At 47.5% G+C, this 24764-nt stretch carries 18 protein-coding genes and 1 riboswitch; of the genes, 2 read left to right on the top strand and 16 right to left on the bottom strand.

Translation table 11 applies throughout. The features are described from left to right. The first annotated feature begins 42 nt into the window (after positions 1-42). Positions 43-128: riboswitch (cyclic di-GMP riboswitch) on the top strand. 130 nt (positions 129-258) lie between these two features. Beyond that, positions 259-1320, top strand: coding sequence for an HD-GYP domain-containing protein (locus tag DESPCE1_RS0104570; RefSeq protein WP_014792878.1), 1062 nt, complete (start codon positions 259-261; stop codon positions 1318-1320). Between the two features lie 99 nt (positions 1321-1419). On the opposite strand, the gene nrfD is transcribed toward DESPCE1_RS0104570, so the two are convergent. The 16 genes from nrfD to DESPCE1_RS0104490 form a co-directional block, all read right to left on the bottom strand. Next, on the bottom strand, positions 1420-2718 hold the full coding sequence (nrfD, locus tag DESPCE1_RS0104565; protein ID WP_242835363.1) for an NrfD/PsrC family molybdoenzyme membrane anchor subunit: 1299 nt from the start codon (positions 2716-2718) through the stop codon (positions 1420-1422). 66 nt (positions 2719-2784) lie between these two features. Then, positions 2785-3471: a 4Fe-4S dicluster domain-containing protein gene (locus DESPCE1_RS0104560; protein ID WP_014792876.1), complete on the bottom strand. Its 687-nt coding sequence runs from the start codon at positions 3469-3471 to the stop codon at positions 2785-2787. Next, positions 3471-6053: a molybdopterin-dependent oxidoreductase gene (locus tag DESPCE1_RS0104555; protein WP_028305460.1), complete on the bottom strand. Its 2583-nt coding sequence runs from the start codon at positions 6051-6053 to the stop codon at positions 3471-3473. Before DESPCE1_RS0104555 ends, DESPCE1_RS0104560 begins: the two co-directional genes overlap by 1 nt. 330 nt (positions 6054-6383) lie before the next feature. Further along, positions 6384-6671 (bottom strand): 4Fe-4S dicluster domain-containing protein, encoded by a 288-nt coding sequence (locus DESPCE1_RS0104550; protein WP_019849642.1) that lies wholly within the window; start codon positions 6669-6671, stop codon positions 6384-6386. Next, positions 6668-7960, bottom strand: coding sequence for an FAD-dependent oxidoreductase (locus tag DESPCE1_RS0104545; RefSeq protein WP_014792873.1), 1293 nt, complete (start codon positions 7958-7960; stop codon positions 6668-6670). Before DESPCE1_RS0104545 ends, DESPCE1_RS0104550 begins: the two co-directional genes overlap by 4 nt. A 63-nt stretch (positions 7961-8023) precedes the next feature. Next, positions 8024-9262: an L-carnitine CoA-transferase gene (caiB, locus tag DESPCE1_RS0104540; protein WP_172637583.1), complete on the bottom strand. Its 1239-nt coding sequence runs from the start codon at positions 9260-9262 to the stop codon at positions 8024-8026. A gap of 45 nt (positions 9263-9307) precedes the next feature. Further along, positions 9308-10876 (bottom strand): class I adenylate-forming enzyme family protein, encoded by a 1569-nt coding sequence (locus tag DESPCE1_RS0104535; RefSeq protein ID WP_019849640.1) that lies wholly within the window; start codon positions 10874-10876, stop codon positions 9308-9310. A 59-nt stretch (positions 10877-10935) separates the two neighbouring features. Then, positions 10936-11715: a TIGR03084 family metal-binding protein gene (locus tag DESPCE1_RS0104530; RefSeq protein WP_019849639.1), complete on the bottom strand. Its 780-nt coding sequence runs from the start codon at positions 11713-11715 to the stop codon at positions 10936-10938. Positions 11716-11746: 31 nt separating this feature from the next. Next, positions 11747-13804 carry an FAD-dependent oxidoreductase gene (locus DESPCE1_RS0104525; protein WP_019849638.1) on the bottom strand — a complete coding sequence of 686 codons (2058 nt, stop codon included), beginning with the start codon at positions 13802-13804 and terminating at the stop codon, positions 11747-11749. A 165-nt stretch (positions 13805-13969) separates the two neighbouring features. Beyond that, positions 13970-15211 (bottom strand): CynX/NimT family MFS transporter, encoded by a 1242-nt coding sequence (locus DESPCE1_RS0104520; RefSeq protein ID WP_014792868.1) that lies wholly within the window; start codon positions 15209-15211, stop codon positions 13970-13972. A 162-nt stretch (positions 15212-15373) separates the two neighbouring features. After that, positions 15374-16525 carry an acyl-CoA dehydrogenase gene (locus DESPCE1_RS0104515; protein ID WP_014792867.1) on the bottom strand — a complete coding sequence of 384 codons (1152 nt, stop codon included), beginning with the start codon at positions 16523-16525 and terminating at the stop codon, positions 15374-15376. 39 nt (positions 16526-16564) lie between these two features. Then, a complete protein-coding gene (locus DESPCE1_RS0104510) occupies positions 16565-17512 on the bottom strand; it encodes an electron transfer flavoprotein subunit alpha/FixB family protein (protein ID WP_019849637.1) in 948 nt (315 codons plus the stop codon). 14 nt (positions 17513-17526) lie between these two features. After that, positions 17527-18297 carry an electron transfer flavoprotein gene (locus DESPCE1_RS0104505; RefSeq protein WP_019849636.1) on the bottom strand — a complete coding sequence of 257 codons (771 nt, stop codon included), beginning with the start codon at positions 18295-18297 and terminating at the stop codon, positions 17527-17529. A gap of 47 nt (positions 18298-18344) precedes the next feature. Beyond that, positions 18345-19559, bottom strand: a complete 1215-nt coding sequence (locus DESPCE1_RS0104500) for a CoA transferase (protein ID WP_019849635.1) — start codon at positions 19557-19559, stop codon at positions 18345-18347. Between the two features lie 314 nt (positions 19560-19873). After that, positions 19874-21451: an MFS transporter gene (locus DESPCE1_RS0104495; protein WP_019849634.1), complete on the bottom strand. Its 1578-nt coding sequence runs from the start codon at positions 21449-21451 to the stop codon at positions 19874-19876. 31 nt (positions 21452-21482) lie between these two features. Further along, positions 21483-22250 carry an enoyl-CoA hydratase/isomerase family protein gene (locus DESPCE1_RS0104490; protein ID WP_014792862.1) on the bottom strand — a complete coding sequence of 256 codons (768 nt, stop codon included), beginning with the start codon at positions 22248-22250 and terminating at the stop codon, positions 21483-21485. A 450-nt stretch (positions 22251-22700) separates the two neighbouring features. Between DESPCE1_RS0104490 and DESPCE1_RS0104485 the strand changes: the two genes are divergently transcribed. Continuing rightward, the gene (locus DESPCE1_RS0104485; protein WP_019849633.1) at positions 22701-24680 is read left to right on the top strand and encodes a sigma 54-interacting transcriptional regulator; all 1980 of its coding nucleotides are present in this window, start codon (positions 22701-22703) and stop codon (positions 24678-24680) included. The last annotated feature ends 84 nt before the right edge of the window (positions 24681-24764 follow it).

Raw genomic sequence — 24764 nt, 5'->3', positions numbered from 1 at the left:
TTATACTTTAGATACATAAAATATGTATAGCCTGCACTTTAGTGTCGACAATAGCAAACTTGGCGAAAGCCAAGGACGCAAAGCTATGGGTCTTCCAGGACATGCCTGATGATTGCCAAGCCACCGAAGCCTTAAGCTTTAAACTACTTTGTCGCCAGTTCACATGGCGATTTTTAATTTTATATCCCTTTTTTATAAATTGATCCCCTCTTTATAAATTTGATCTATGAAGATAAGTTTGAAAGGAAGAACAATTCAATGCGTCAGTTAAGTATAAACAGGCTTCAAGAAGGAGATATCCTGGGGCGAACCATCTATACCAATGACGGTCGTGTACTCCTGGGAAGAGGAATGTCTCTGACCAAGTCTTATATAGAACGTTTGAAAACCCTTGGTATCAGCATTCTCTATATTGACGACGAGGAAAGTAAGGATATCGTGGTGGAGGATGTTATCTCCGAAGAACATCGGCGTGAGGCCATGGCGTCCCTGGATAATGCCGTACAAGCTGTGAAAGTAGGAAAAGACTTTGATGGCTTTAATGTAAAAAAGAACATTGACAACATCATTCAGGATGTCCTTTTCCAAAAGGATATCTTCATCGGATTAGCGGATATGAGGACCTATGACAATCAAATTTTTGCACATTCCGTCAATGTATGTGTTCTCTCCACTGTACTGGGTAAGGCCTTAGGCCTGGAGCGGGAAAGTCTGGAAGGATTAGCCATCGGTGCCTTATTTCATGATATCGGCACCGTGAAATTGCCCAAGAAGCTGTTAAATAAGCGAGAGCCCTTTACTCCTGAGGAAGCGGAGCTTTACCAAACTCACACCAATCACGGCTTCGATATACTCAGAACAAAACGGGAACTGAATTTATTGAGCGCCCATATTGCCTTCCAGCACCATGAGCGTCTCAATGGCAACGGCTATCCCCGTAAACTGGAGGGAGATGCCGTTCATCAGTGGGCACAGATTGTAGGCATTGCTAACTTCTATGATAATTTAGTGAATGACGGCCCAGGACATACCCGCATCCCGCCCCATGAAGCCTGTGAAATTCTTATGGGTAGCGCAGAGAAATTTTTCTCTAAGGATCTGGTGATCACGTTTCTTAAACATATTGCCGCATATCCCACGGGCTGTACCGTTAAACTGAGTACCGGAGAAACAGGTATCATCGTCGATCAAAATAAGAGTCTGCCCATGCGCCCCATCGTCAGGGTTTTAGTCGCCGACGACGAGCTTTCCAATGTCCAAGCGAAAGAATACAATCTCGTGGAGAAGCGCACTCTTTTTATCGAGTCCATTCTGGAGTAAGCTATTTAGACAGAGTTAAACAATTTACATTCTAGGAGTGCAAAATGAGAGCGCAGCGAATTTACCCGTTCGTTGCGCTCTTTTATGCACTAGGGATGCTTATTTCTTCGGAGAGCTGGGCAAGAAGGAATATAATCGAAAGGCTAAAGAAACGACAAACAGAACCACGCCAAAAGGAAAGAGTCCTAAAGCCATTTCGATCCCCGTGGGAAAATAGGGCCAGGAACTGGTAAAGGAAGATATCCCTTCTTGATATTCACCGATGGCTACAGGATATGCCCAGGCCTCGATACCGGTACCATGAATAGTGAAGCTTAACGGTATGGCATTAAACGACGGGAACATCAGCATCATACGGTGGGCAAAAACCCCTATAAAAAGCAGCACACAACCAAGAATTAGGGTTTGCCGCGTACTTTTGCCCTTTTGGGTAAAGAAAAACAGCATGGTAAAGGCCGGCAAAAGAAGCTCTATGCCGTAGATCATCCCATATTGGCCAAAGAGAAGGGTGAAAAGTTCATGACCTTCGGTCCCTCCCCACCAGCCATGAATCAGCAGATCTACAGCCACGAAGAAAAAATGAACCAGGAGTGAACCGGCTACGATGAGGGCTAACGTCTTAAAGGCATCCTGATATTCAGTAAACCCTTCTTTCCCTACATAAATGAGGGAAATTAAAAGCACTAGGGCCGTTCCCGAAGCCACCGCTACCGCAATAAAGTCCGGGGGTAGTATCGCCGTGTTCCACCAGCCCCGGGAGGCTTGGGTGGCAAAGATCAAAGCAGTGACCGTGTGAATCAGTACGGCAAAGGGCAAGCCAATGATCGCCACACGCTTCGACCACTTTTGGGAGAAACGTTCTATCTCCTCTTGGGAATAGTTCTTGGTCCAACCCTTAAAAAAACCATGTCCCTCCCTTTTCCAATCGGGAAGAAGCTGGACATACACACTTAAGAAGGTTACGACCATGTAAGCACTGATAACAACCATATCCCAAACAAGAGGAGAGTTCACATTGGGGTGGAGGAGTATATTATAGATCCGGTCGATGCGACCCATATCAGGCAGAATCATAGCCCCTGCTCCCAGGGTACAGGCAAAGGCCGACAAGGAAGCAATCCTCGTCAGGGGTTTTAGGTTCTCCAGGTTAAAAAGATAGACAGAGGAGGATACGATCAACCCACCTGCAGCGATGCCTACAAAAAAGGCAAAGGTGGCAATATAGAGTCCCCAGCTGAAGGAATTACGCATATTGGTGACAATAAGACCTTCCTTGAATTGAAATCCCCAGGCGCTCAAGCCTATCAGCAATAGGATTACCGCCAGCACAAGCATCCCATTGAAGGGTTTGCCGGCAGCAGGCACCGTTCGAGTGGTCACCACATTATTCTGTGCCAAAATTCTTTCACCCTTTCTATTCTCTTGATTATATTTTGTCATCACTCTTTTTATTTTCTATAATTTCTACCGGTTGAGCTTGCTGGCGGACAGATAATAAACTTTAGGTTGGGTCCCTAAATCCTCCCTGAGACGAAAGGCTTGACGTTCTCGGATTAAGCGGCTTACTTCCGAGTCCGGATCATCCAGATCGCCATAGATCCGCGCCCTGGAAGGACAAGATTGAACACAAGCCGGCTCTTCCCCTTGGGAGGTGTATTGGAAACAGAAGGTACATTTCTCCACAACCCCTACCGGACGGTTGGGCGTATACACTAACCTTCTATCCTTGTCCCTTACATCAACTGGATAGCCATATTCATAGTCCTCTTTATATCCAGCCCGCTCCTTGGCTTCTTTCGGATCTTCCCAATTAAATTGCCGAACATTATAGGGACAGGCAGCAATGCAATACCGACAGCCGATGCACCGTTCAAAATCAACCAAAACGACTCCCCGTTCATCCGTATAAGTAGCTCCTACAGGGCAGACCTTTTCACAGGGCGCATTGTCACACATCTGACAGGACACCGGCAGGAAGTTCATTTGCAGATTCCCCTCTTCACCGACAGCGCTTTGATGATAGGAACTCCCGAGAGTAAAGACCCGATTCCACCAAGTTCCGGGGGGCTGGGCATTATGGGACTTACAGGCAACTGTACAGGTACGACATCCGATGCATTTATCACTATCAATGACCATTCCCAATCTCATTAAGATTCACCACCCTTTTTAACATCACAGAGGCATTCATTCCATGCGGTATTGGGGGCCCACATCCCCGGTACAAAATAGGCTTCATGGGTGGGCTTAATAAAGGGATAGGTTAAGCTGTTATAGGAAGTCTCTTTAAGATAACGGCTCCACCAGCCCTGTTCAAACATGGCGACTTTCCGCCCCACTCCGGGATCAAGAACAGCATAGGCTTTGAGAATTCCCCGGGCATTATAGAGCTCCACTTCATCCCCTTCCCGAATTCCTTTTTCATCAGCATCCGTTGGATTGAGCCAAACCCTGGCTTTGCCTTCCTGCAGCTCGTTCATCCAGATATTATTGGAATGGGTGGAATGCACCCGGTAGATAGCGTTACGAGTAACAAAGTTGAAGGTATATTTCTCACGGGCCTCCGGGTGCAGAGCGTATTCACTTTCTACAAAGGGCGGCTTATGGACCGGCAGTTGTTCTCCCGATTCCAGGAAAATGTCCTCATCTTTGTAGAATTCAATCCGCCCGCTTTTGACGAATTGAGCCGTTTGCTCCAACTTAGCGGGGAGACTTTGAGGTGGAAAAGGCAGTTTTGAATGAACTTGCTCATAAAAGGGAATCTGCCGATCGCCGGGAACTTGTGATTTTAAGCGTACCGGTCCCTGCTTGAGCTGTTCCAGGCTAATCCCCGCCACCGCCGGCCCGCCGGTGCGGAGCATGAGTTTGATCGCCTCTTCGGCTGCCTGATCCGGTTCCAGTCCAGGGTAAAAATAGTTCTCAAATTCGGGATTCAAACGTTTTGCTAATTCTCTTATAATCCAGAGCTCGGGTTTCCCCTCATAAACAGGAGGGATGGCCGGCTGCTGCAGCTGGAGGTAAGGATGGACAGGAGTTGCTACCAGATCCGTTTTTTCGTACCAAGTGACTCCTGGAAGAACCACATGACTGTACTCACAGCTTGTGGTCATTTGGAAGTCCATCGTTGCCACGAATTCCAGTTCTCCGGATTGGACCCGTTCGCGAAGAATATTAGCCATATTGTGTTGATCAAAGGGGTTCCCCCAGCCGAAAATCAAGGCCTTGATTCCATGTTCCGGGTAGGCGGCTTTCATACGGGGTGTAGGCCCATTAAGGACATAGAGGAAGGGCAGCCAGTTCTGCTTGCGTCCTTCCGGAACCCACCATTCACCTACTTTTAAGCGGATTCGATATTGCCCGGCATAGGTTGAAATCCCTGCACCCGGTTGCCCGATATTCCCCGTTAGGACATTGATTAGAGCCAAGGCCCGACCCTTAAGATCCCCATGATACCATTGATAATTACTGGCCCCGTAGACGATATGAAGGGGTTTGGCAGCGGCCATTTCTCTGGCTATACGGACAAGGGTATCCGGCCCCATTCCCGATTCTTTTTCCACGGCTTCCGGGGTATAGTCATGCAGTTGTTCCCTAAGAAGCTGGAAAACAGTTTTAACCTTGACCTTCTCTCCGCTCTTAAGCGGGACCTCCGCTTCTCCTTCCAGAATAAGATCTTGAGGCAGATCCAGCTTCTCCGGATGAACTGCCAAAAGACCTCCATTAAAGGCTACATAGACCTCCCGGTAGGCTGGTGTATCTGTTGGTTTCGTCAGGCCTTCTACTTCATCTGCCTTAAGTCGTTTTCCATTATCTGTACGCACCAAGAGAGGCAGATCGGTGAAGGTTTTTATAAAGCTTTCATCATAAAGCCCCTCATCGAGAATGACTTTGCATATGCCTAAGGCTACCGCGGCATCACTACTCCCCTGGATGGGAATCCACTCATCGGCTTTGGCGGCCGTGGGACTATAACTGGGGTCGAAGACAACCACCTTCGTTCCCCGGTTTCTCGCCTCCACCAGGAAATGGGCGTCCGGAAGACGAGTCGCTAGAATATTAGAACCAAAGATAGCCATATATTTTGAGTTCAGCCATTCTTTCGGTTCAAGCTCCTCAGATTGAACACCGAAGGTCATGGGCCAGAACATGGGAAGATCTCCATTTTGGTCATAGGCATGATGAATATTCCATCCTGCTAAGGTGGCCAGCCGTGATACGGCTCCCTTGTGGACATAACTTGTCCCGCCGACTTGGAAAGCGACTCCAATGGATTCGGGACCGTACTTTTCAGCGATTCCCTTGAGTCTCTGGGCTGTATAATCAAGAGCCTCTTCCCATGTAGCCTGCTGCAACTCATCCACACCAGGTTGTCCTTTTTGAATTAAAGGAGTTTGCAAGCGGTCCGGACCATAAACCAGATTCATCATGGATAGACCTTTCAGGCATCCCCGAGGATTATAATCCTCATCCGGATAATCTGCGGCTTGGATGATAGCCTTGATTTGGTTATTTTCTACAATAGCATTCATTCCGCAAGCCCCGGTACAGTTGGGGGAACAAGTGGTCCGAATGGTTTTGAGATCAGGAGCATTTTCTCCCTCTCCAGAGACAACCTCCCCGGCGGCAGCCTTCCGGGCAATTCCAACAGCTCCCATGGTGCCTACCAATACTCCTGTTGCTGCTGTACCTTTTAGAAATTGGCGTCGCGAGAGTCTAGCCTTGCCTTTTTCCACTACATATCACTCCAATTCCAACCTTTTGTCTTGAATAAGCACTTTTTAAGGTTTTAAACTATAAGAAGTAGCAAGTTCTGTGCCAAGATTAAAAGAATTGAATTAGTAATTGAAAAATCCCATATTAGCAGGGTTCCGAAGCTTTTGAGAAAAAACTTTTTGACTCTCAATCTCGCAAATTCTCTAAGGAGACCTTCTAAAAAACAAGAAACCCTCTAGAAATCTAGAGGGTTAAAATCCCAGAAAAAGATCCTTTGCACATGCTCAGGAAAAATCCGCACTATGTCATTTTTTCCATTGATTTATTGCTTTCTTATATCCAACAAAACATTATCCATATCTAAATTCCACACCTAAGGTCCCCAGCGGAAACTCCCACTTTTCGAGGAGGGTTTTACCGCAAAGCACCCGGCAGGTGCCGCATTCCAGACACCCGGCGTAGTCGAACTGAATATTGCCGCTTTCATTGATTGTATATAGTCCTGCAGGGCAGGCTAGAACTAATTTACGATATTCCACCCGGTCCATATCTCCTTGTTTTAAGACAATATGGGCATTTTCTTCATCTACATGGAATTTATTGACCCCAAGCTTCTGATCGACGTTAACCTGACTCATAGCGAACGTACCCCCTTCCAGCCGTCTTTGGCAAGGTTTAGCAGTCCTATCTTGCTCACATGCTGCATAATGGTTTTTCTTAGAGGCTGTGCCGGTTCTCCTTTGACCACAAACAGATCAGCCAACAAATCGGTGGCCATTTTCGGATATCCATTGAAGATTCTCGGGGTGTCCTCCAAGAAATGGGGGAAATCCTTATAGTGTTTTAAGTCCTGCATGACAAAGCTTTGATCCAATAAGCCTTGGTAGCATTGAAGGTATCCCTCACTGAAATCTTGGGCTTCTTTGGCCTTAAGGACAGCTTTCGCTGCACATTCAGCCGATGCCACGGCAAAGTCCATCCCGCGTACCATATAACCTAAATTGATGCAGAATCCTGCCGCATCTCCGACGACTAAAACTCCATTCCCAACAATCTTTGGGATCATGGCTAAACCGGCTTCCGGTACAAGATGACCGGAATACTCGATCATCTTTCCATCCTTAATGAGCGGTTGGATAGACGGGTGTTGTTTAAAATCCTCCAACATTTGCGGTACTGTTTTGTTTCCCTTGATCACGTCGCTTAACGTCGTGACTACTCCCAGGGAAATGCTCGATTTATTCGTATACAGGAATCCACCGCCCACACGCCCGTCAGAGGGGGACCCGGCAAACAACCAGGCCGTTCCTTCATTGCCGTTGCAGTTAAAACGCTCTTCAATGACCCGAGACGGTAATTCAATAATTTCTTTCGCTCCCACGGCGACATGGTGCGTCGCTAACTCTCCCCGGAATCCTAATTTCTGAGCCAAGAGAGAATTGACACCATCGGCGAGAATTGTGATATCAGCCTCCAGTTCATCTTCCCCTGCAACCACACCGCAGACTTTCCCCTCACGAAGGATTAAATCATCGACCCGGATACCCGGTATAATTTGGACACCGGCTTCTTCAGCTTTTTCGGCCAGCCACTGGTCAAAGACCCCTCTCAAAACGGAATAAGAATCGCTGCCCTGCACTCCCAGCAGGGAAGAATAGAAATCCAGAGTAACATTGCTTTCTTCGGTCATTAAGCTGATTTTTTCTCTGGTAATTTTGCGTTCGACGGGAGCTTCCCGGGCAAAATACGGCATGATCTTTTCCAGGCTATGGCTATAGATCCGCCCCCCTGTCATATTTTTGCTGCCCGCATAATTGCCCCGTTCTACAAGGATGACTTCCAATCCTTCCTTAGCCAGCAAATAAGCAGCTACTGTTCCGGCGATCCCGCCTCCGACGACTATTGCATCGAATTTATCCTCTGACATTGCTTACACCCCTTTGCATCTGACTCATTGCCAATCACCGGCATCTTTTGATGCTTCTCTGCTTCAGATATTGTTTATATAATCTCTTTGGGTCAGGACTCCTTTGGCATATAATTCTTTAATCTGCTCTTCAGAGAGCCCCAGATCCGTCAGAATATCTTCGTTGTCCATGCCTATATTGGGAGCTCCCCGCCAGATTTTAGCAGGGTGGTTTTTAAATTTAGGAAAAATGTTGACTCCCCTTATAGGTTCCCCATTGGCTTTCTTCCACTGGGTAAACACTTCCCGGGCCACATACTGGGGGTCCTTAAGGCAATCGTTGTAATCCATAATTCTGGAACAAGGCACGCCATTGGCTAAGAAGGCTTTCTCGACCTCCTCTGCTGTATGGGACTGACAGAAAGCTTTAATCTTTTCCTCCAAAACTTGTCCTTCAGAGGAAGAAAGGTAGAGAAGATTTGTACTGGACGGGATTTTTTCCGTACCGAACTCGATACCCATAAAAGGCAGACCTCTTTTCAGCACTTCCGCACCTAAATAAAGCATATAGACTTCTTTTTCATCCAGACAGCTATAAGTCCCATAGCCGGCAAAATATGCACTATGGCTGCCCTCTTTAACAAAGGGAATCCCCTGTTCCAGAAAATCCATGGGATATCGGGACTGAGTGCGCATCAGGACTTCATATTGGGCTAAATCAATGCTTTCCCCCCGGCCTGTTTCCCTGCTTTTCATGACAGCCGCTACAGAGGTTCCGAAGGCGAACAAAGCGCTCATATAATCAGCAGTTAAAGGATTAGTGGGCATGGAAGGCATCCCTGGAAATCCATTCATAGCCATATAGCCGCCAAAAGCCTGAGCGATGGGATCATAACTGGGCCGGTTCATATAGTCCGGCAGCCCGGTTTGCCCAAAACCGGAAATCTTTACGATAACCAGGCGGGGATTTCGCTCCCAGAGCACTTCATCTCCCAGGCCCATTTTTTCGTACTGCCCGCCCCTGGCTGCTGAAATAAAAACATCCGTATCTTCCATCAGCTTCAGGAATATTTCTTTTCCCTCGGGAAGGGATATATCAATAGAAAGATTCCGCTGATTGCGGCGGTCCTGCTGCCAGGCATTGCCGGTGGCTACACGGCTCATACAGGGAACCTTGGCATTTTCGATCCAAATGACATCCGCCCCATATTCGGCATAGAGTTCCGCCGCAAAAGGGCCGGCAATAGAAACGGTATTGTGAACGACTTTTACACCGGATAACAGGCCAAACTGAGGGATTTCTGCTCTTGTTACCATGATCATAACCTCACTTTATTTAGCACTCTCTGATAAGCAATCCGCCCCGGCTCAGGATTCAATAAGATGTCCGTAGATTCCCCGGTATTTTTTTCTGAGTCTGAATTTCTGAATCTTGCCGGCACTATCCACGGGAAACTCATCGAGAAACTCCACATAGCGCGGCTTTTTATAGCTGGATAAATCCCTTTTGCAGTGTTCCTGAATGTCTTCCGCCGCTGCGGTGTATCCCGCCCTGAGTTTGATGACGGCCATGACGGCCTCCCCAAAGGTTTTGTCAGGCACCCCAATCACCGAGCAATCCAAAACCGCGGGGTGTTTGCGAATGACGGCTTCCACTTCCTGGGCGAAAACATTTTCGCCCCCGGTTTTTATCATGTCTTTTTTCCGATCCACCATATAATAGAGGCCTTCCTCATCCTGCCTCATCATATCCCCGGTACGTGTCCAGCCATCAGCGATGGTCTCGTCCGTTAACTCCGGTTGCTTGTAGTAGCCTGAAAAGATAGCCGGTCCTTTGGCAATCCCTTCTCCCACCTCACCTTGGGGAACATCTTTTCCTGCCTCATCCACAATTCTCAGTTGGAAAAAGGGCATCGGTCTTCCTACGCTTTGGGTCTTCTCCGGGTGATGCAAAGCCATTTCCCTGGTGATCCGGTGAACAGTCCCTGCTCCCGTCTCGGTTTGCCCCCAGCCGTAATACACTTCACAGTTGGGAAAGGCCTCAACCATCTTCTGTACAATGGCAGGAGAGGTACCTCCTGCAGAAGTATGCACAACTTTGACCGAGCTTACATCATAATCTCTAAAAACCGGCGTATCGATTAAGCGCAGATAGGTGCTCGGCGGCAACAGCAGCATATAGGTTACCCGTTCTTTCTGAATCTGCCTCAGGATCTCTACCGGATCAAATCCGTCGCAAATAACAAATTGCGCACCGGTAACCATAACGCAAAGCATCCAGGTTATCCCGCCCTGATGATGCAAGGGGGACTGGGTCAGCACCACCTCATCCGGACTGGCTCCCATTTTATTGGAGGTCATGACCCCAATCGTCTGGAAGAGGTCAGCCTCGTGGGTGCGCATAACTCCTTTGGAACGCCCTGTGGTCCCTCCGGTGAACTGAATTCGGAATAAATCCCGGCGGTCAACAGCAATATGCGGTTCACTGGTATTGTCATGCTCCAGCAGTTTCTCGAAGGAATATTCACCAGGGGCGGGCTCTCCCAGGCGAATAATATGCTTTACCGTCCTGAAGCTGCCCTTTACTTCGCTTACCGGCCCATCATACAACCGGCTGTAGACAAAAACATCACATTCCACTGAGTCCAGCAGGCATTTTATTTCTCTGGATACCAGCCGATGATTGAGGGGCACGGCAATGGCACCGATCTTGGCAATGGCAAAGAATAACTCGACAATTTCGATGGAGTTCGGAAAAAGATAGCCGATCTTATCCCCCTTGCCAATGCCGAGATCCAGGAATGCATGAGCCAGGGCGTTTACCCTGCAATTCAATTCTTGATACGTTAAGCGCTCGTCCTTGCAGACAAGAGCAATTTTGTCAGGGTATCTGGCTGAATTCAGGGTCAGAAAGTTCCCTACGTTCATCGGATACATGATTGATTCTCCTTTCCGACAAGGTAGTGTTGAATACTTCATCTCAGATGCGCAGGATCTTACCTTTGTCGTTTTGCTGCCGGTGCCGGGTCGGCCCATCCTGCATAAGTCTGAACGATTGAAGCATAGCGCTGGGCTTCTTCTCCCACGACTTCCAAATCCGTATCCATCCAGTTCCGGCGGCGAATGGCCACGAGAGCCCAGTCTTTGGCACTGCCCTTAATCCTGTTTTCTGCGCTTGGCTCTCCTTTGGCCCAGATCTCCCCGGAGGGAAGGATAAGCTCCAGATAAATGGGGGTAGCGGGCATTTCCAAATCATTGATCCGATAGGCATTAGGTCTGGCCTGCCAGGATAAGAACAGGGTACTGGTAATCCGCTCCCGAACCACCGGCTCCAGTCCCAAAGCGTCATAGATATCCACAGAGTGAGCCCACAGCTCCATTAAGCGGGCAGATGCCAGTGACTTGGCCGACATAGGCAGCCCTGGGGCCCAGGGTATCCTGTCTTTGGAGTTTTTCTCATAAAAAGAAGCTGCCATCCGTGTACGTTCTTCCCGCCACCAGCTTAGGACTTCAGCTCCGGTCAGGTGATGAAAGCTTGTCGCTCTGACATATTGATCCTGACCCGACTCAGCATCGGCCAGCTTCACCAGGTCTTCCGCTTCACCGCTCATCAGCTTGTTGGCTGCATAATCAAAGAATGCAATATGAATAATGGCATCTTTAATATTCCACATTTCTACGGGCAGGGGTTTCAGCCACTGTTCCTCACTTAAGTCAGACACCAAGGTATCCACCAGGGATTGTTCCGCTAATAAATCACTAAGAATTGCCTTCATGAGCCTTCCTCCTTGCTTCATCCGAATTATCTTAGATTTGGCAAGCCGCTTTGTAGCCTGCTTTGGTCGCATCAGCCATACGGGCAGGACTGCTGCAGTCTCCTACGGCATAGACTTCGGAAACTTTGCCCTTGAGAACTTCCGCCAGCTCCATGTTCTCTTCAAAGCCCAAAGTTACCGCCACTGTATTGGCCTGATGGAATGCCTCTGAGCCATCTTCATGAACGACCTTAACTCCTGCTCTGGTGATGGCCTTTACTTTTGTAAGGGTCTCCATCTCTACCCGGGGGGATTTCTTAAAGGCTGAAACAATATGGAAACGGTCACTGCCGCCCACATCATGACCAATTTTCTTTTTTTCTTCGATGATTACAAGATCCCGGTCATAATGCATCATTTCTTTGGCCAGCTCACAGCCCGGCAAACCGCCGCCAATGATGGCAATTTTCTTGCCCAGAGGCCAGGGGAATTTGCCCATGAAGGTACGGGCTAAATCCGGTGTATAGAAAAACTTCAAGAAAACAGAACCGCAGTTATACATAATTTTGTTCATTATCCCCGGTTTTTGGGGAGGCTTGCCATTGAGCAATTCCAGGAAGTCATGGGATTTGACCACATTCCCGCCTTCCGCTCCCGGTACCTTCAGATCAATCGGATGTCCCCCGATGGCCACAACGACTGCATCGGGTTTTTCACGGGCTGCCAGATCAGGGGTAACGGCAGTATTAAAATTGACTTTAATTTCAGGATGTTTCTTGAGCAGGGTTTTATAATAGGTGTTCAGGCGATCATAGGTCGGGCTGAAGATGGCACTCATGACCAAACAGCCTCCTAAACGGGGTCCCCGCTCGTAGATCGTCACTTTATGCCCTCTTTGGGCTGCAGTAACAGCTGCCGCCAGTCCCCCCGGCCCACTGCCGATGACCATGACCTTCTTGGTCTTATTCGCTTGGGCAAGAGGTTTTTCCAATTCCTCTCCCAAGCGGGGATTCACTCCGCAATAATTCAAAGGTTTTCCCTGGCTGATGACGTCATCCAGGCAGCGGCAGCAGCAGATGCATTTGTTAATGTCTTCCGGTCTGCCTTCCATGACTTTTTTGGCAAATTCAGGGTCGGCAATATTGTATCTCAGGCCTGCGATCACGTCAGCCTTATCCTTGGCTAGAATTTCTTCCATATTAAAAGGATCCGTATTTCTATAGGCGGTGGCCACCGGTACTTTGGCTACGGATTTGATTTTTTCGGAAACCCAGGACCAATGCCCTTCCGGCACATCCTTAATGGTTAAGGGTACGGAAGTTTCATGCCAGCCCGGAGCTAAGTTGTGCAAAACAGCGCCCGCCTTTTCCAGGATCTCCACAATCTGCAAAGACTCTTCCATGGTTAAGCTGCCTTTGATAAAATCCACCGGGGACCAGCGGACAATGATAGGATAATCATCCCCGCAGGCTTTTTTGATCTCTGCCATAACTTCAACCGTCAGTCTGCATCGGTTTTCCAAGCTGCCGCCGTATTCATCCGTCCGATCGTTGGTCGCCAGGGACATAAAGCGGTTCAAAATGCCACCGACACCTGCCATGACCTCCACCCCGTCCCAGCCGGCTTTTTGCAGCGTAACAGAGCATTGGACGATATTTTCCTTGAAAATCCGTATATGCTCTTTCGTCATGGGTTTGGGACTATGCTTGGAGATAGATAAGGTGGATGGGCCCCAGTATTCTTCCTTCTCTTCCGGCGCGGACTTCCAGTCATGCACGGCATAAGGCTGGCCAACGATCAGCCCCCCATGTTTATGCACAACCTCAGCCATCTTGCTCAGATGGGGAAGATGTTCCTCCGCATAGCCCAGGGGCAAAGGATGGAGATGATCCAACTGACTCTTAAGTCTGGGATAAAAGCAAACGGTTTGGCAAATTAAGGCCGTTCCGCCGGCAGCTCTTTCCTCCAGGTAATTATAAAATCTCAGAGTCGGCTGTCCTTCTTCATTGGTATAGTCATGGCCCGGGGACATGGATGTGGTTATCATGCGGTTTTTCAGAAGCATACTGCCTAATTTGATGGGAGAACTTAATAATGGAAATTGTGACATAAGCGTTCCTTCCTTTATCCTATGGGATTATTCTTTAGTGCATTGATGACTTCAAGGGGCTATTTAGAATGTAAACCTCAATCGAGACTGTCCATGATTGAGGTTTACATCATGCTTAGGATCTTTATTTCAGTTCAGGGGAGTTGGAATGGGAATCAGCCTAGCTTATACATGGACCAGCTTTTTGCCGACCTTAACGGCTCCGAAGAGCATCAGAATAGCAATGGCCAGGGTCACAATATTCATCTGCCAGGCAAAGACAAAGCTTTGAGTGATATCGAAGATTCTTCCATAGATAATTGCAGCTGAGGCGGCCATTAACTGCTGCACCAAGGTAACGTTGGCATAGATTTTTCCATAATCTTTTTCGCCAAAGATCCCTTTGACAATCAGAGGCAGCATAACGGTCAGTGAGGAAAAACAAATACCAAAGAAAACCAAACCGGCATAGAATACGCTGACATTGGAGCCCCCGGCCAAAATAATCAAGACCCCTGCTATGCCGCAGGACAGAGCCGCAACCATAGAGGGAAGGAAGCCTTTGCGGTCCGTTAACCAGCCCCAGAAGATTTTCCCGCCCATATTGGCAAGGTTCAGAATGGTCATGGCATAGGCCCCAAAAGCAGTCGCCAGCCCGATTGAACTAGCATATCCCGGAATCTGAGTGTTCATGGAGGAATACAAGACCACCGCACAAGCTATGAACATAACCATATATAGTGCAGGGGATTTCAGGGAATCAGCGGCAGATACCCCTTTCAGAGATACAGCGGCTTTCGTCTGCTGCCCTGAGGCTCCTTCTTCATAACCATAAGGTTTCAGACCAACATCGGCAGGTTTAAAATTAACAAATAAGAGAATACCGGGGATGGCAATGACCCAGGCCGCGATGGACATGGCGAGGCGGGCGGTTCTCCATCCATACTCCGTAATCAGCATTCCGGCAACAGGGTTGGCTATGGCTGAGCCCAGGGTTCCAATGGCCAGGGCGATACCTAAAACCATACCGGTCTTTTTGTTGAACCAGTTGCTGATGATGACCGGAAGGGTCAGGTACATAATGACAGAATAGCCCAGACCCATGAGAACACCGGAGATGTTCCAGGCCATGACGGTTTGGAACTGAGACGCAGCACCGGTAGCAGCACACACAAGGGTCATACTGACGAAGAGCAAAACTTTTGAATTCACTTTATAAAGAAGTCTGCTGGCAATGGGCTGGGTTAAAGCCATGGTCAGCATATAAATGGTCAAATACCAGGATGCATCGGTCCTGCTCCAACCCATTTCTTTGGAAACCGGAGTCAGATACAGACCATTGGTATTCCCAAGCATTCCCAACGCGGCAAAGAACAATAGGGCTAAAGATAGAAATACAAGCCATGGACGAGTCGATTGTTTACTCATGTCTTATCCCTTCCTTTTGAAAAATAAACTGATAAGTTCCTCGAATGATTATATTTGCTTTCCCCATCCGCCTAATTTCCTGACACCTCTTTTCCTTGGATTTGGGGAAATAAATAACTGGAAAAAGGATTGAGAAAACAGTGATAAGCTGTGCCCGGCGGTTTATTTATATTGCTTTAAAATGGCTCTTCCCGCTGCGTGAATCATGATCTCGTCCGTACCGCCACCAATCCTAAAGACCCGGGCATCCAGCCATAACCTGGAAATACGGGCATCCTTGGTGTAACCGATTCCGCCCATGATTTGCAGGGCATCGTCAATGACCTCATTGGCCGCTTGTGCACAATATAATTTGGCAATTGCCGAAGAGATTTGTACTGGAAGCCCGTTGTCCACTTCCCAAGCGCATTTGTAGACCATGTTTTTCATGTTTTCAATTTTGGCTTTCATAAAGGTGAGTTTTTCTTGAATCAGCTGGAAAGATCCAATCGTTTTACCAAACTGCACCCGTTGGTTGGCGTAACGGACGGCATCTTCAAAAGCGCACTCTGCCATGCCCAGTACTGAGGCCGCCATCAACAAGCGTTCCATCTCAAAGTTGTATAAGACTTGCATAAAGCCATTGCCTTCCACACCGACAAGATCTTTTTCTTCGACTTCCACATCTTCCAGGTAGACTTCACAAGTATCCTGCATATGCCAGCCGATCTTTTCCAGCTTTTCGATCTTAATGCCGGGAGCATTCATGGGAACCCACCACATACTAAAGGCGTTGCGTTTGTCGGCATTGCCGGCCTCTTCCGAATTGCGGGCCAGGCAGAGCATATAGGGTGCCCGCAGTGCCCCGCTCATGAAGGTTTTGTGGCCGTTGATATAGACCTTGCCGTTTTTGCGGGTATAAGTGGTCGCAGCGGCACTGCTGTCGGAACCAGCTTGAGGCTCTGTAAACCCTAAGACGAAGGCCACTCCGCCTCTTTGCACTTCAGCCATGGTATCGGCGATTTGCTCCTCGGAACCAAAGTGGAGCATATCGGCAATGGATAATGCTTGTCCGAATACAAAGTGAGGACCGCCGTTCTTGGTGATTTCCTCAGCAACCAGCATCATGGTCAGGTTATCCACCGGGGTGCCGCCGTGTTCTTCCGGAACTCCTAACATCCCAAAACCATTATCCATGAGTGCCTGGACGAACTTCATAGGATGCTCGCCTTTTTCGTAGCATTCTTTCATATAGTCTTCTGTACAATCCCTGGCCATAACTTCCCTAAGGCTTTCGAGCAGTAATTCTTGTTCTTCTGTCAGTCTAAAATCCATTAACTTTCCCTCCGATAAGTTCCTTATATTTGCCTTTGCCTATTTTTCTGCCTTAAACTTCTCAATTAAGGAAGGAAGAATCTTATAAAAATCTCCCACGATTCCATAATCGGCCTGGCTGAAAATCGGTGCTGCTTTATCCTTATTGATGGCTACGATGGCCTTGGCCTGATTGACTCCCACCATATGCTGAACCTGACCGGAAATACCTAAGGCCAGATAGAGATCGGGTTTGAGCATAGCACCGGATACACCGATATACCTCTCTTTGGGCAGCCAGTTCATTCCTTCGGCAACAGGTCGGGAACAGCCCACTTCAGCTTCCATCAAGCCGGCCAGTTCTTCAACCATCTTGAGGTCTTCCTGTTGAGCAAGGCCACGGCCAATACCTACAACCCGTTTGGCCGCATTCAGGTTGACTTCTGAACTTGCTTTGCTCTTTTTCTCCAGGAGCTTGATTTTAGCGGCGGGTTCTGAAAATTCCACCTTGATGATTGAGCCTTGACGTCCGGCATCTTCCGCAAGAGGAGTAAAAACCCCGGTTCCAACCGTAATGATCGCTGTTTGCGGCTGAATTCTCTCGGTGCGGAAAGCCGCTCCTCCATAGACCATGTGCTGGATTTGAACCTTATTTCCGTCCGTCAGGATCTCAACTGCATCAACCAGGGCAGATGTCTCCAGCCCTGCTGCCAAACGGCCGGCGATCAGTTTTCCTCTTTTGGTCGGCTGGACCAACAGAGCATCCGGTTTTTCTTCTTGGAGCAGCTTCAGAATAGTCTCCACATAATCTTCCCTAAGGGTCTCCAGCCTGAGAGTACCTAGCCAATAAACTTTATCCGCACCCATCTGAATGGCTTTGTCAGCCTCTTCCTTTTCTCCCCATAGAATTGCGGAGACTTCCTCTCCCAGCTGGCGTCCGCCTGCGCATAGCTGACCTAAGCCTATTTGTTTTTCTGCCAGTATCCAAACTTTTTTCAATATGCTCATCTCTTTCACCATCCTTAAAGAAGTTCTTTGCGAATATGCGCAAACAATTGCTGAATGACTTCTTCCGATTCGCCTTCCCAAATGATCTTCTTGCGATCCGCTTGTTCCGGTGCCAGAGTGCTCACCACTTCAGTGGGAATATCAATACCAGTCATACCAATGGCCGTAAGATCCCAAACTGTCGTCGGCTTCTTCCCGGCAGCCAGGATATTTTTCATGCTGGGAATCCGGGGCAGGTTAATATCCGTAGTTACCGAGATCACCGCAGGTAAGGGGATCTCCAGTACTTCAATCTCGTTCTCCAGGGTGCGCTCAGCAATCAATCGATCTCCATCTGGTGTCATTTTGCTGATCCCATTGATCGTCGCGACATTCAGCATCTGGCCCAGTTGGGCTCCCACCTGTTGTGCATATAAGTCCGAGGACCCTTCACCGCAGATAACCAAGTCAAAGGCGCCGATTTTACGGATGGCCGCAGCTAAGGTCTGGGCCGTTGTATAGCTGTCTGCATTCCCTAATTTCTCATCGACGACCAAATAAAGCTCCTCTGGGCCTCTGGAAAGAATCCCTTTCTTGAGTTTGGAGTTATCCAACTCCTTGCCGCCAATACTTAAGGCCATGACTTTGCCGCCTGCAGCTTCGGCAATTTCCACCCCGGCTTCCACGGCATTCAGGTCATATTGCCCGATTTTCCATTCGGCCCGGGCGAAAGACAAGCTGCGATCCTTCTCAACCACAATATCCTGTTCTTCCGGAACGATTTTGTAGCATGCAATAATGTTCATCAATTCCCACCTCATTTTTGTGTAAAAACGTTTTAGCACATAAAAGTCTATTTTTTCTTGATAACACCTTTCTCATAGAAAGCTTTGATCTCATTTTCGCTGTAGCCGAACTCACTTAGCACATCCTCGTTATCCATACCGTAGGTATGCCCGCTGCGGAAGATTTGGCTTGGGTTATTCCTGAACCTGGGAATGGGTGCTACCCCTTTAACCTTGCGGCCGCTGATCTCGTCATACCATTCCGTTATGGTCTCCCTGGCTTTGTACTGTGGGTTATCCAGCATTTTTTCATAAGTCATGACAATACTGCAGGGGATTTGATTTTCGTTCATAATGCGATCCACTTCTTCGGCAGTATGACTACGGCAAAATTCCACGGCGGCTTTCACGAATTTTTCAGCGCGGGGGCCATCCTCTTTGAAGATCACCGTATGAGGCTCCTGAAAGTCCGGATCACCGTCAAGACCCCAAAGCTTTTCAACTCTCCTTAATACTGCGCCTCCCCCTAAAGCCAACATAACGTAATTGCCATCTTTGCATTTCTGGACGTTTTCCAGGGCGGATTTCAAATCTTTATTGCCCATACGGGGCGGTTGTTTGCCGGAATTGACTCCTTCCAGGAGAAAATTTCCTTGAATACGGACCAGGCACTCGTACTGGGCGACATCGACACTTTCCCCCACCCCGGTTTGTTGGGTCCGGTAGAGTGCCGCCAAGGTGGCCCAGGTGGTATTCAACGCCGTCACATAATCCCCGGTAAAGGGTTTTGGTGCATAAGGAGGGGCCGGTTCCGGTTCTCCATTAATGGCCATATAGCCGCTGAAGGCCTGACCGATAGGGTCAAAAGATCCTCGTCTGATGTAGTCCGGATCGCCAGTCAGTCCAAAACCTGAAACATGAGTGATGACCAGTTTGGGATTGATCCCCCAGAGAAATTCGTCCGTAAGCCCCCACTTGGCCCAAGTACCTCCTTTGGAGGATTCAATCAGGATATCGCACCATTTGACAAGTTTGACTAATATTTCCCGGCCTTCGGGAGACTGAATATCCAAGGCCATGGTTCTCTCATTTCTATGCTCGCTTGACCAAACATCTCCAAACATACGAAACATATCGGGAACAGCCGTATTTTCCAGGTAAATAACCTCAGCACCCTGCTCTGCAAAGAGCGCCCCGGCAAATGGGCCTGCAATTGCCGACCCGGATGTAATGACCTTTAATCCCTGCAGGTTCCCAAATTTCGGAATCTCAGACTTTTTCATGCTTCACTTTCCCCTTTCAATCTGTCATGCACTGGTAGCTTCGATATCTATATAAAGCAAGAATGATGCCAACTCAAAGAAGGAAGAAAAATAATTCTCTTTGGCCTGATATTGCTGGGGAAATCCATTAGGAGACTTTTTCCATCCCCCAAAAACGAAACAAAGTGTTCAGTCAAAGTGTCTCATGCAAACACTTTCACAACAGAAAACATGTTTACTTTATACGTATTTCCTGAATGCCGAATAGCCGAGAAGCTGTGGTTTAAGGCACACAGCTTCTCGGATTAATCTTTTTAAATGGGTCTGTTTCTGTATTATTTGCTTCTATGGTCAAGGCCACTGGGACTTCCGTTGGTATTTGGCAAAGCAAATACAGCTACTATAAATGCTGCTACCGCTATAGCAATAATGATCGTACTCATCTGGTTGACCGCAATGACCATTCCATCAAAATTTGCTTTGGCATAGAGATCCTGAAAGCTAACCCCAATTTTGGCCAGATGATCTGCTAAGGTCGGGTCAATGACTTTGCCGGCTGTTTTTCCCGCTTCCACCACGGCAGGTATCATGTCTTCGCTTACTCCTGAATTCTGAGCCTCAGCAGCTATCTCTGTCGCCAGGGAGGAGGCAGAAATCGCTCCAAAGGCAGCCAGCATGGTCGTTTGTCCGGTGGGACTTCCCAAATCGCGAATCATAATATAAGTTCCTGAGCCGCTGCCAAGCTTTTCCGGCGGAACAGCGGACATGGACATTTTCATGCAGGCGGGGGCAATAAACAACAAAGAACCGGACATAAACACCAAAGTCAGTACAATATACCAAAACGGTGTATCCACTGTGTACTGGGAATAAAGCAACGTACCGGCGATAAAGGTTCCCATTCCTATCAGCAAGACCGTTTTAATTTTAAACGAATCAATCAACTTGCCGCTGAGCAGCGATGTTGCCGCTCCGGCAAGATAAATCGATCCCGTCATAATGCCTACATAGGCAGTGCCTAAGCCCGGTTTGGCTGTAACGAAGTAGGAGTTAGTAAATACGGAGCCCTGGGAGCAGAGAGCAATAAAGAAATAGAGCAGGATCGGTGCGGCAAAGTAGCGGTTTTTAAGGATGGATAAGTCCATAAAGGGGTGACTGGTTCTTTTCTCCACATTCCAGAAACTTATGGCAAAAACAATGGCTAAACCCAGCATACCCAGGGTATAGGGTGATACCCAGCCAAAATTGGCAACCAGTACGGAAAGGGATAACCAAGTTCCTATGGTAAGCAGAAGCAAGATCGAACCGATATAATCAAAGGGCTTTCTCTCCGAAGTGGGAGTCTCGGGAACCGTTATATGCACCAGCGCAATGCCCAGGACTGCTAAGACGCCGCTTATAATATAAAGAGATTGCCAGCCGAATTTCGCAATCAAAATCCCGCCTAAAAAACCACCCATCGCTGAAGCAAAGGTCCCGACGGCAGTATACACTCCAACCGCTATTCCCCGCTTGTTGGGCGGAAATAAATAGCTGGCATAGGAAAGGCCGGCAGGGAGAACAGCAGCCACGCCAATTCCCTGACACAATCTGGCCAATAAGAAAAAGGGATAGTTTGTGGCAAAAGCAGCCAAAAATTCACTTATAGCAAAAATAATCATACCGATCATGGCAATGCGTTTGCGGCCTATCTGATCGGCAATATTGCCAAAGACAGGGCCGCACACGGTAGCCGTCAGATAATAGCATAGACTGATCAAGGCTGCTGTGGCTACCGGGACTCCAAATTCCTTCGTCAGCACCGGCAAAGCGGGAATTTGAAAGGCCATTGCCTCGATCATGGTGAAAGTTCCCAATAATAACCCCAGATATGAAAACCACGGAGATTTCCGGCTCAGCTGTTCATTGGTCATATTGCTTCCTCCCAGCATGTATTACTTACTTCTATTTTTTCCGGTTTTTAAACGCTTCAATTAAAGCCTTATGCTCTTCTGTCTGGGTGCAGAAAGGAGTCGATTGCAGTTCCGCTTCCAGCACAGAGTTCAATAAATTAAACAGGGTTGAATTGGTAATTCGTTTGGTGATTCTCACCGGAAGAGCAGGCATTTGGGCTAAGTCTGTGGCAAAATCCCGGGTAGCGCTTTCAATTTCTTCCGAAGAACAGACCCGGTTAACAAATCCCAACTCCTTGGCTTCCGCCGCATCAATAACTCTTCCCGTAAACCATAATTCTTTTGCTCTTTGAGCACCCATCATCAAGGGCATCAAGAGCATAGCACCCATTTCCGGTGTAATCCCTACCTTGAGGAAATTAGAGCTGAATTTGGCGTCTTCCGACGCAAAAACAATATCGCAAGCCATGGCCAGACTCATGCCTCCACCTATGGCATAGCCTTTTACCATAGCAATGACAGGCTTTTCCATCTCTTGTATCTTTCTTACTGCAAAAACAAATTTTTGTAAGGCCGCTCTGGAATTTTCAACAGTGGGTTCACCGCCAACCCCTGCTTTTAAATCGCCGCCCGAACTGAAATGATCCCCTTGTCCTTTGAGAATGATGACCCTGACATCCTTATCCTGATCCAGCTGATCCAAAACCTGAACCATCTTTACCATCAGATCAGCATCCATAGCATTTCTGCGTTCTGGTTTATTAATAATTACGTAAGCTATACCGTCATTTTGTTTTTCCCATAATAAAGTCTCGGACATTTAGTTACCTCCTGTTGAGCCGTGTGCTTTTATTTTGGCAAAGCTGTGAAATGATGTACTAGAAATTGCTCGCGTTTTTATCCCTCCTTTTTACTGTTCATAAACTTATCTTTTGGCAATTTATAATCAATGCAAAAATCATGCCAATTCATTGCTAAATCATTTACCTTTGGAGCCGTAGTGGGATCACTCCAAAACCAAATGTCCCATTGCTCACAAGGCGGAACACTTTGTTTGAACAAACTGTTCCACGTTTTTACGAAAAGGTTCGGAGTTGAAAATATTATTAATGTGGTGTAAGATGGCTATAAGATTGGGAAAGTTATTACTAACACCTCAAGTCACTACTGCTCAACCCTTTTGTTCATGATTCGTTTCTCGAAGTGAAAGAAAGGACATAAAGGTTTAAAAAATACTTTCACCATGATTTCTTCTGAGGAGGTTGTAACTATGCATTATACCCAGGAAGGAATTCTTGAGGCTTGGAAGAACTTTGTGATCCGCGGAGTGATCCAGGAAGACAACGTTCATCCTTCTGTGGCCCGATCATGGGAACGGTGCCGGAATCTTGGCCTTGATCCATGGTCCACGGAATTTCCTAAATGCAATACCTCCTTGTTGCAGAAAAAAAGAATTCAATATGCAGAATTGCTGTCTTTAGCGGCTCCGGTCATGAACTATCTTTATGCCTTGCTGGATTGCAACATAAGCATCTGTGATTCTGACGGTTTTGTTTTTGAGTTAATTACCCCGATCAAAAACTACCCCCGAACTTTAGGAGCCTATACTGATGAAGCGACTTGTGGAAACGGCGCTGTTACCATCGCTTTAAAAGAAAAAATCCCTATGAGAACCGATGGATATGAGCATTACCGTATTATCAGCCAGAACCATTCCGGCGTGAGTTCTCCTATCATGATCAACAACACCTTGGTTGCAGTTCTCAACGGAGTCAATCCCTTTGGCAGCCTTCACGATAATGCCCTTTCCATGACTATCACTGCAGCTAAAATTATAGAGTATTATCTGACGGCAGGACCCAAATCAACTAAGCCCCTTGAACTCAAACCTCTGATCAAAGAAATGATCGATGATTGCTCCTGCTTGGTTGTTGTTCTGGAGCATGATGGGACAATCCATACAGCAAACCAAATCTTCGCCAGCTCTTTTACCGGCTCCGACACGACCGGCAAATCCTTAGGGAGCTATCTTCCTAACAAAAATGATTTGGCTCGTCTCATGGCCAACAATTACGAGCAACCCAGTGAAGAAATTGAGTTTAAAGCGGATTTCGCAACCCATAAAAGAGAAACCCTCCGCTGCCGGCTGCTCAGAAAACAGCATATCCGGCTTCTTAACGGTGAAGTCCATACCCTGCTTATTTTCAAAAAGCAAGGCTCAGCCGAGCAAAAAGTTAACCATTCCAGTCCCTCCTGCTCTCCCGTTTCTATTTCCCATAAGCTCTCCAAGCCTCATGAGATTGACTATATTGGTGAAAGCACCACTTGGTCCAAAGTGGACAGCATTGTTCAAAAAACCGCCAAATTCCCTTCGAATGTGCTGCTGCTTGGGGAAACCGGGACGGGCAAAGAAGTGGTGGCTAAGGCCATTCATCAGCGCAGCGGCCGGAAAGGCAATTTTGTAGCTATCAATTGCGGGGCACTGCCGAAGGATTTACTCCATAGTGAACTCTTCGGCTATGAAGAAGGCGCTTTTACCGGTGCCCGTGCCCATGGTTCCATCGGAAAATTCGAACATGCTCACGAAGGAACCTTGCTTCTGGATGAAATAGGTGAAATGCCTCTGGACATGCAGGTAACTCTTCTGAGATTTCTCCAGGAGCGAACCATTACGCGGATTAGCTCCAATAAACCTAAAAAAGTGGATGTGCGCATTATCGCCGCAACCAATACAGATATGGCTGAACTCGTCAGACTGGGCCAATTTCGTCAGGATCTCTATTATCGGCTCAATGTCATTGAGATCAACCTTCCGCCGCTCCGTGAACGAAAATGCGATATTCCTTTATTGGCAGAACATTTTATATCCGAATTGTCCAGACAATACAACGTCCAATCCAAGCAAATCCATCCGGCAGCTCTCCAAATCCTTTGCAGCTATGATTGGCCGGGAAATGTCAGGGAATTAAAAAACGTTATCGAAAAAGCAATGATTTTGTCCGAAGGCCTGGAAATCACTCCCGTATTCTTACCCGAATATATTTTGCATTCTCAAAATACGACCTCTCAAGCCAAACTATTTACTCCGCAGAATGGGGAATCTGAACGCGAACGCATCATTAACTTATTAGAAAGTTATAACGGTAATATCTTCCAAGCGGCAAAAGCTTTAAAAATGTCCCGCAATACCTTATACCGCAAGATGGAAAAATATAATATTCAATTAAAAACTTCAGCAGTTAAAAAATAAAAAGAAGCCAAGGTACATTTCTCCGCTTAAAATGTTGGAGGGCGAAATGTTACCTTGGCTCTTTTTCTGTTTAACCATCTGCGT

This window comes from Desulfitobacterium sp. PCE1 (assembly GCF_000384015.1).
GTDB lineage: Bacteria > Bacillota > Desulfitobacteriia > Desulfitobacteriales > Desulfitobacteriaceae > Desulfitobacterium > Desulfitobacterium dehalogenans.
The sequence above is the reverse complement of the archived record's forward strand: the minus strand, read 5'-3'. Positions and strand labels throughout refer to the sequence as shown.

Bases quoted from the DNA above. Each gene is read 5' to 3' on its own strand.
- DESPCE1_RS0104570 (WP_014792878.1), top strand. From the start codon at position 259: ATGCGTCAGTTAAGTATAAACAGGCTTCAAGAAGGAGATATCCTGGGG.
- DESPCE1_RS0104560 (WP_014792876.1), bottom strand. From the start codon at position 3,471: ATGAGATTGGGAATGGTCATTGATAGTGATAAATGCATCGGATGTCGT.
- DESPCE1_RS0104550 (WP_019849642.1), bottom strand. From the start codon at position 6,671: ATGAGTCAGGTTAACGTCGATCAGAAGCTTGGGGTCAATAAATTCCAT.
- DESPCE1_RS0104545 (WP_014792873.1), bottom strand. From the start codon at position 7,960: ATGTCAGAGGATAAATTCGATGCAATAGTCGTCGGAGGCGGGATCGCC.
- caiB (WP_172637583.1), bottom strand. From the start codon at position 9,262: ATGATCATGGTAACAAGAGCAGAAATCCCTCAGTTTGGCCTGTTATCC.
- DESPCE1_RS0104535 (WP_019849640.1), bottom strand. From the start codon at position 10,876: ATGTATCCGATGAACGTAGGGAACTTTCTGACCCTGAATTCAGCCAGA.
- DESPCE1_RS0104530 (WP_019849639.1), bottom strand. From the start codon at position 11,715: ATGAAGGCAATTCTTAGTGATTTATTAGCGGAACAATCCCTGGTGGAT.
- DESPCE1_RS0104525 (WP_019849638.1), bottom strand. From the start codon at position 13,804: ATGTCACAATTTCCATTATTAAGTTCTCCCATCAAATTAGGCAGTATG.
- DESPCE1_RS0104520 (WP_014792868.1), bottom strand. From the start codon at position 15,211: ATGAGTAAACAATCGACTCGTCCATGGCTTGTATTTCTATCTTTAGCC.
- DESPCE1_RS0104515 (WP_014792867.1), bottom strand. From the start codon at position 16,525: ATGGATTTTAGACTGACAGAAGAACAAGAATTACTGCTCGAAAGCCTT.
- DESPCE1_RS0104510 (WP_019849637.1), bottom strand. From the start codon at position 17,512: ATGAGCATATTGAAAAAAGTTTGGATACTGGCAGAAAAACAAATAGGC.
- DESPCE1_RS0104505 (WP_019849636.1), bottom strand. From the start codon at position 18,297: ATGAACATTATTGCATGCTACAAAATCGTTCCGGAAGAACAGGATATT.
- DESPCE1_RS0104500 (WP_019849635.1), bottom strand. From the start codon at position 19,559: ATGAAAAAGTCTGAGATTCCGAAATTTGGGAACCTGCAGGGATTAAAG.
- DESPCE1_RS0104495 (WP_019849634.1), bottom strand. From the start codon at position 21,451: ATGACCAATGAACAGCTGAGCCGGAAATCTCCGTGGTTTTCATATCTG.
- DESPCE1_RS0104490 (WP_014792862.1), bottom strand. From the start codon at position 22,250: ATGTCCGAGACTTTATTATGGGAAAAACAAAATGACGGTATAGCTTAC.
- DESPCE1_RS0104485 (WP_019849633.1), top strand. From the start codon at position 22,701: ATGCATTATACCCAGGAAGGAATTCTTGAGGCTTGGAAGAACTTTGTG.